This is a genomic window from Shigella sp. FC1661 (assembly GCF_001712525.1).
GTDB classification, from domain to species: Bacteria; Pseudomonadota; Gammaproteobacteria; order Enterobacterales; family Enterobacteriaceae; genus Escherichia; species Escherichia coli.
This window is the reverse complement of record NZ_MDGW01000136.1, coordinates 1-6216: the sequence shown is the minus strand read 5'-3', so window position 1 is coordinate 6216 and position 6216 is coordinate 1. Positions and strand designations below refer to the sequence as shown.

11 protein-coding genes and 2 pseudogenes are annotated in these 6216 nt (G+C 49.0%); 11 read left to right on the top strand and 2 right to left on the bottom strand.

Going from position 1 to position 6216, the window contains the following annotated elements:
• Positions 1-101: 101 nt before the first annotated feature.
• Positions 102-227, bottom strand: a pseudogene (locus BFF42_RS27640) (hypothetical protein); the annotation flags it as partial.
• Positions 228-297: 70 nt separating this feature from the next.
• Entirely contained in the window at positions 298-633 is a 336-nt protein-coding gene (locus BFF42_RS09600) for an anti-adapter protein IraM (protein ID WP_000871291.1), read from the bottom strand.
• A gap of 260 nt (positions 634-893) precedes the next feature.
• Between BFF42_RS09600 and BFF42_RS09595 the strand changes: the two genes are divergently transcribed.
• The 11 genes and pseudogenes from BFF42_RS09595 to BFF42_RS28570 all read left to right on the top strand — a co-directional run.
• Positions 894-2759: an SASA family carbohydrate esterase gene (locus BFF42_RS09595; protein WP_146759035.1), complete on the top strand. Its 1866-nt coding sequence runs from the start codon at positions 894-896 to the stop codon at positions 2757-2759.
• A 138-nt stretch (positions 2760-2897) separates the two neighbouring features.
• The gene (locus tag BFF42_RS09590; RefSeq protein ID WP_000142783.1) at positions 2898-3080 is read left to right on the top strand and encodes a DUF1378 family protein; all 183 of its coding nucleotides are present in this window, start codon (positions 2898-2900) and stop codon (positions 3078-3080) included.
• Positions 3004-3333 carry a DUF826 domain-containing protein gene (locus tag BFF42_RS09585; protein ID WP_165850575.1) on the top strand — a complete coding sequence of 110 codons (330 nt, stop codon included), beginning with the start codon at positions 3004-3006 and terminating at the stop codon, positions 3331-3333. Before BFF42_RS09590 ends, BFF42_RS09585 begins: the two co-directional genes overlap by 77 nt.
• A gap of 76 nt (positions 3334-3409) precedes the next feature.
• Complete coding sequence (locus BFF42_RS09580; protein WP_000284510.1) at positions 3410-3625, top strand: class II holin family protein; 216 nt, start codon at positions 3410-3412, stop codon at positions 3623-3625.
• 4 nt (positions 3626-3629) lie between these two features.
• Positions 3630-3974 (top strand): YdfR family protein, encoded by a 345-nt coding sequence (locus tag BFF42_RS09575; RefSeq protein ID WP_000731267.1) that lies wholly within the window; start codon positions 3630-3632, stop codon positions 3972-3974.
• 50 nt (positions 3975-4024) lie between these two features.
• A complete protein-coding gene (locus tag BFF42_RS09570) occupies positions 4025-4558 on the top strand; it encodes a lysozyme (protein ID WP_001092881.1) in 534 nt (177 codons plus the stop codon).
• A 156-nt stretch (positions 4559-4714) separates the two neighbouring features.
• Positions 4715-4897, top strand: coding sequence for a hypothetical protein (locus tag BFF42_RS09560; protein ID WP_001151821.1), 183 nt, complete (start codon positions 4715-4717; stop codon positions 4895-4897).
• Positions 4898-4911: 14 nt separating this feature from the next.
• A complete protein-coding gene (locus BFF42_RS28095) occupies positions 4912-5043 on the top strand; it encodes a hypothetical protein (RefSeq protein ID WP_001280932.1) in 132 nt (43 codons plus the stop codon).
• Between the two features lie 11 nt (positions 5044-5054).
• Positions 5055-5513: a lysis protein gene (locus tag BFF42_RS26915; RefSeq protein ID WP_000947254.1), complete on the top strand. Its 459-nt coding sequence runs from the start codon at positions 5055-5057 to the stop codon at positions 5511-5513.
• A gap of 23 nt (positions 5514-5536) precedes the next feature.
• Positions 5537-5761: a hypothetical protein gene (locus tag BFF42_RS09540; protein WP_000735655.1), complete on the top strand. Its 225-nt coding sequence runs from the start codon at positions 5537-5539 to the stop codon at positions 5759-5761.
• Positions 5762-6105: 344 nt separating this feature from the next.
• Positions 6106-6216: pseudogene (locus BFF42_RS28570) on the top strand (TonB family protein); the annotation flags it as partial.

The window sequence follows — 6216 nt, the reverse complement described above, 5'->3', positions numbered from 1 at the left end:
CGCGCCACACTTATTTTCCCTGGCTCGCTTTTGCGGGCTTTTTTTTAAATGTCTCACAATTCAGGCGGTTGACTGTTGTCTGGTTTGCGGGGAGTTTGTTAAAAGAAACTGGCATGGTGAATCCCCCTGTGCGGAGGGGCAATCAGCGAGTAGGTATATGGGATAATCGCGGATTCAGGTGCTGGTACTGAATTCACCGGGAGGCACCCGGCACCATGCAATGGCACATAGCGCCACTCTCCAGCCCCTCTCCGGAGGGGCTGTTTATATTGATTTTGTCAGATGTGAGTAAACTCCTTATGGACTTTGTTGTTTTAGCCCATAAGGACATATTTGCAGAGTGCAACGGTTATTAAAGCATTCATTCAATACGTTATCTGTATTTGTAGGGCATTCCTGGCTGTTTTTGATTAAATTCCAGAATGTTTTATTGAATGGTACTACGTTGTAAATGGTTACAGGTAGCACTTTGTTATTGAGCATGATGCCTGTGTGAGTCAGTGTAAATATACTTTCAGGAGGTAAGAAAGCATCCGATTGATACCAGATTATTAATTTTATTTTACTCCATATGACTGAAAAAGATATTCCGCATGATGGCTGGATAACTGTATCAATCACAATCCACTTCATTTGGTTTCCTTGTTTATGCATTGCTGGTGATGTTCTGAAAAGTATAAATGATATTTTTGAATGTAAACCATAGAGCAGAATTATTTTTCTGATGTTGTTTATTGTTTATTTAAATGCAGGGTGGTTTATATCTCGTCTTGTAGTTTATCCATGCATATCTGCTTGATGATGAGGTTTTTATTTAAGGTATGGTTTTGTGTTTTTTCTGTATTACATGTCAGGTATTTTAAAGAATCATTTTTCAGATGGTGGAAAGAACCATGGCATTTAAACACTATGATGTTGTCAGGGCGGCGTCGCCGTCAGATCTTGCGGAAAAGCTGACACATAAACTGAAAGAGGGCTGGCAGCCGTTTGGTAGTCCGGTGGCCATAACCCCTTATACTCTGATGCAGGCGATTGCAGCAGAAGGTGCAGTAATCAGCGCCACCAGCGACCCGGAGTATTACTTTGTTGTGGTTCTGGCAGGGCAGTCAAACGGCATGTCGTATGGTGAAGGCCTTCCGCTGCCGGGGACATATGACCGTCCGGACCCGCGTATTAAGCAACTGGCGCGTCGCAGTACGGTGACACCGGGCGGTGCAGCATGCAAATATAACGACATCATTCCGGCGGACCATTGTCTGCATGATGTGCAGGACATGAGCCGTCTTAACCATCCGAAAGCGGACCTGTCAAAGGGGCAGTACGGAACCGTGGGGCAGGGGCTGCATATCGCCAAAAAACTGCTGCCGTTTATACCGGCGAATGCGGGCATTCTGCTGGTTCCGTGCTGTCGTGGTGGTTCAGCGTTCACCACCGGAGCTGATGGCACATACAGTGACGCGAGTGGTGCCTCGGAGAATTCAACCCGCTGGGGTGTGGACAAGCCGCTGTATAAGGACCTTATCGGTCGAACAAAAGCGGCACTGGAGAAGAACCCGAAAAATGTGCTGTTTGCCGTGGTGTGGATGCAGGGGGAATTTGATTTTGGCGGTACGCCGGCAAATCATGCCGCACAGTTTGGTGCGCTGGTTGATAAATTCCGTGCAGACCTGGCGGATATGGCAGGCCAGTGCGTCGGTGGCTCTGCTGGCGGTGTTCCCTGGATATGCGGGGACACGACGTATTTCTGGAAGCAGAAGAACGAATCCACGTACCAGACGGTGTACGGCAGCTATAAAAATAAAACGGAAAAGAATATCCATTTCGTACCGTTCATGACCGATGAGAACGGGGTGAATGTGCCGACGAACAAACCGGAAGAAGACCCGGACATTCCGGGTATCGGTTATTACGGTTCGAAATGGCGTGACAGCTCAGCCACCTGGACGTCACAGGACAGGGCGAGCCATTTCAGTTCATGGGCTCGCCGTGGGATTATTTCCGACCGTCTGGCAACGGCGATTCTGAGCTGCGCGGGTAAGTCTTCTGCGTTTGTTAATGGTACTGCCGGGGTGGTTGTTCCAGACAGGCCGGTTACCACCTCAGAGTCTGTAATTTTTTACGATGCCAAAAAAGCTACAGACAATCAGCTGAAACCTTATGGCTGGGACGGTATGTATGGCAGACGCACACTGGTTGATGACAGCGGCAATAAAGCTCTGCGAATTGAGAAAAATAACAGCGCGAAATCCTGGTCAATGTACTGTGATATTGCTGCAGACAAGGCAAAACTTTTACTGGAAAAAGGCGGGGAAATTGCTGTCCGGTTTAAAATCCCCGAAAACGTCAATCTTGAGACAACCAGAAACAAGTATGCCTTTGGTTTGTACTGGCGAATAGCGGAATGGCCGGGTGAGGGTGGTGAAGGCCATCTGAGTTCTTTCTTTGTCCAGACAGATAAAGCCAGTATTAATATTGCATACCATCATACAGTTAATCAACAAAAAGAACTTGGCACGTTTGGCGCATTCGACCATGACTGGCATACGCTTGCATTTAAATTTAAGGGCAGTAACAGCATTAATGTTACTCCGGTGCTTGATGGTGTGGATGGACAGGCGTTTGACCTGGTGAAATGGGCCAATACTGCTAATGGACTCAACAGGTTTGTCATTACGGATATTACAGGTAGTGCAGAAACCTACCCTGTACTTATTGATACGGTGGAAGTTAAAGCAAACAAAGCTGGAGCAGCCGCATAATTGCTAAAAAAAGCCGCCAGCGGCAGGAATGGAAGCTGGCGGAGGTAATCCCAATGGAGAATGTAAAGAAAAGATGCTTTCGTACATTGGTTTTTAAATGAAAACAATTCTCATTGTCAACCATAACGGTAAGAAATTATGACATTTATTCATCAGGTGATGCTGTACTTCTGTACGGCGGTCTGTGTGCTGTATCTTCTTTCGGGTGGGTACAGGGCTGTGCGCGATTTCTGGTGCAGGCAGATTGATAAAAGGGCCGCTGAGAAAATCAGCGCCAGTCAGTCAGCCGGAAGCAAACCCGAAGAACCCGTTACTCCTTAACAACCCCTTTCAGCGAGAAAATCCCATGTCAGAAATCACATCCCTGGTCACTGCAGAGGCAGTGAAGGAAGTCCGGAGCGCACTGAAACAGAAACTTCGCCAGAATCTTGAGTCGCGTCTTGATGCAGAAGTGGATGCCATTCTGGATGAGCTGCTGGGCGTAGCAGCGGTTCCTGAGCCGGAAGGTATCGCGGGTGACGGGAGTGCTTCAGATGGCGGTGAACCTACACCTGACAGCGACATGATGATGTAAGCATGCGCAAGGGACCATCGGTGTGTGCCGGTGGTCTTTATATTGTTGTGAGCTTCCGGATTGCGGGAGACGGGGTATGTACCAGATGGAAAAAATCACAACAGGTGTGTCATACACCACGTCAGCGGTGGGAACGGGCTACTGGTTCCTGCAGTTGCTGGACAGGGTTTCCCCGTCTCAGTGGGCGGCAATAGGCGTGCTGGGGAGTCTGTTGTTTGGGCTGCTGACATATCTGACTAACCTGTATTTCAAAATCAGAGAGGACCGTCGTAAGGCGGCGCGGGGAGAGTAAAGCGATGAAGAAAAAATACGAACTGGTTGTTAAAGGGATAAATAATTACCCGAATAAGATTACTGTTACTGTGGCACTGGAAATTGGTGGGTATCCGTCACTGTTGTTGCCAGATGTGGCGATTAGTCTTGACCGTACTGAAGATGCCACGCTGGAGTTTTACGAAGCTGAGGCGAAAAAGCAGGCGAAGCAGTTTTTCATGGATGTTGCTGCCGGGTTATGTGAAGGGGATGGTCCGTTGCCGGAAAAGCGCCCCGTAATTTTAGAGGCGCAGGATGTGTTGATAACCTACAGAGGAAAACTACCGGGAATAATTACGGGTTCTCTGAAGACTCCACCGCTGGCCTGAAGACTTAACATATCCAGGGATTTGAAATCGATAAACCCTGATAAATATCCATGAACACCAAAATCAAATACGGCCTGTCGGCTGCCGTTCTGGCGCTGATTGCCGCAGGTGCGCCTGCGCCTGAAATCCTCGACCAGTTTCTGGATGAAAAGGAAGGTAACCACACCACGGCATACCGTGATGGCGCGGGTATCTGGACCATCTGCCGCGGTGCCATCCTGGTGGATAGTAAACCTGTCGTCCCGGGCATGAAGTTGTCGAAGGAAAAATGCGACCAGGTCAACGCCATTGAGCGTGATAAGGCGCTGGCATGGGTGGAGCGCAATATTAAAGTGCCGCTGACCGAACCCCAGAAAGCGGGTATCGCGTCATTTTGTCCCTATAACATTGGCCCCGGTAAGTGTTTCCCGTCGACGTTTTACAGACGGATTAATGCTGGTGACCGCAGGGGAGCATGCGAAGCGATTCGCTGGTGGATTAAGGACGGTGGCAGAGACTGCCGTATCCGCTCAAATAATTGCTACGGTCAGGTATCCCGGCGAGACCAGGAAAGTGCGCTGGCGTGCTGGGACATCGACAGATAAGCAGAATATTTTGCTGAAAAATAAGGCATGAGCACGCGGACGGATAACACGAAATCCTGCGAACTGGCGAAACGTAAGTGAATAAAAGTAAAAACCCCGTTTGTTGGCACCAAGCGGGGTTTTGTGTTTCTGACCTTGAGTAAGGCAAGGGAGAACATGGCGAAGTATAAACGAATTCTGTTGAGGTTGACCATGAAAAACGGCCTTGAACTGAAAGCGCCTGTAACTGATGACATCAGCAGAGCACTGGCTTTTGCCATTAAGTGGATGGCGGTCGGTGTTGCTGTGTCCCCGATGCTGTATGGGCTGGCAAAACTGGTCATTGCGTTGAAATCGTGAAGGGAGGATTAAGCATGTCAGACAAACTCATAACGCTGGCGAAGATCCTCTGTGTAATTGTCGGCATTTCATTTTCACTAATGCTGGTTGCTCTTTTTCTTTCCATGGCCTGGATGATGTTGTCTTCGTCGGGGCTGCTGGGGTGAACATAAACCGAATGCTTTCCGCGTTTACCGTTATTCTGCTGGTGGTCTGTGGTGCGCTGTGGCTGGCAACAGACCATTACCGTGATAACGCCATCACCTACAAAGCGCAGCGCGATAAAAAAGCCAGAGAGCTGGAGCTGGCAAACGCAACCATTACTGACATGCAGCAGCGCCAGCGTGATGTTGCTGCGCTTGATGCCAGATACTCAAGGGAATTAGCCGATGCGAGAGCTGAAAATGAAACTCTGCGTGCTGATGTTGCCGCTGGTCGTAAGCGCCTGCGGATCAACGCCACCTGCTCCGGTACCGTGCGTGAAGCCACCGGCACCTCCGGAATGGATAATGCAACCGGCCCCCGACTGGCAGACACCGCTGAACGGGATTATTTCACCCTCAGAGAGCGGTTGATGACAATGCAGAAGCAACTGGAAGGGGCGCAGGAATATATCCGCACTCAGTGTATTAACTAGTATTTTTGTTATCCGGAGAATGCATGAAGAAATTACTGGTAACCGTAAAGCCTTTTCAGGGAACAATTCCGTTCCGTATTTTGCAGCGTGGTCGTGTTCTTGTTGAAGGTTCGTTCAGTGGTAAATGTACGCAATTACACTCCCGGACCTTTCAGGTGAATGCCACGAATGAAGAGCTAACCGTTGAGTGTACGATGAATGCCGCTAAATGCCGCATGGTATCCGCTGCATTACAGCCAGTGTGTTGAGCGACCTTATTAACCATGCGCGGTATTGTCGCCGTATCCCCGCATTAACAGAGACCGCAGCCCGACCGGGAGACTCCTCTGCGCGAGTGTGCGGGGATAATCAAAAACGATACACACCGGGGTTTACCGCGTTAACGGAGCGCGGCGTTGTCCCCTCATGGTCGCTGGTCCGGTGCGATGGTGGAAGAAACCGGACGATGTGTTACCTCGCAAGCTCTGTTATGTCATGTGTCTGATTTGTGATTTAAGTCGGATAATTGTCGTTGCCATTAAGCAGAGGATTGATGACCGACAGGGTGGCATTGTTAGAATAAGACTTATTCTTATCTGTGCCGGGAATGAAAATGAAAAGAAACCTTCCGTTAATTATTTTGTTGTCTTCTCTGGTTATGGGCTGTACGCAACATAAAACAGATATGCCCCGACAGTTGGTTAAGGCATTACCACAATATCCG

Excerpts from the sequence above, each read along its gene's own strand:
- BFF42_RS09540 (WP_000735655.1), top strand. The coding sequence starts at position 5,537 with ATGAAGAAATTACTGGTAACCGTAAAGCCTTTTCAGGGAACAATTCCG.
- BFF42_RS09595 (WP_146759035.1), top strand. The coding sequence starts at position 894 with ATGGCATTTAAACACTATGATGTTGTCAGGGCGGCGTCGCCGTCAGAT.
- BFF42_RS09590 (WP_000142783.1), top strand. The coding sequence starts at position 2,898 with ATGACATTTATTCATCAGGTGATGCTGTACTTCTGTACGGCGGTCTGT.
- BFF42_RS28095 (WP_001280932.1), top strand. The coding sequence starts at position 4,912 with ATGTCAGACAAACTCATAACGCTGGCGAAGATCCTCTGTGTAATTGTC.
- BFF42_RS09600 (WP_000871291.1), bottom strand. The coding sequence starts at position 633 with ATGAAGTGGATTGTGATTGATACAGTTATCCAGCCATCATGCGGAATA.
- BFF42_RS09575 (WP_000731267.1), top strand. The coding sequence starts at position 3,630 with ATGAAGAAAAAATACGAACTGGTTGTTAAAGGGATAAATAATTACCCG.
- BFF42_RS09570 (WP_001092881.1), top strand. The coding sequence starts at position 4,025 with ATGAACACCAAAATCAAATACGGCCTGTCGGCTGCCGTTCTGGCGCTG.
- BFF42_RS26915 (WP_000947254.1), top strand. The coding sequence starts at position 5,055 with ATGCTTTCCGCGTTTACCGTTATTCTGCTGGTGGTCTGTGGTGCGCTG.
- BFF42_RS09580 (WP_000284510.1), top strand. The coding sequence starts at position 3,410 with ATGTACCAGATGGAAAAAATCACAACAGGTGTGTCATACACCACGTCA.
- BFF42_RS09560 (WP_001151821.1), top strand. The coding sequence starts at position 4,715 with ATGGCGAAGTATAAACGAATTCTGTTGAGGTTGACCATGAAAAACGGC.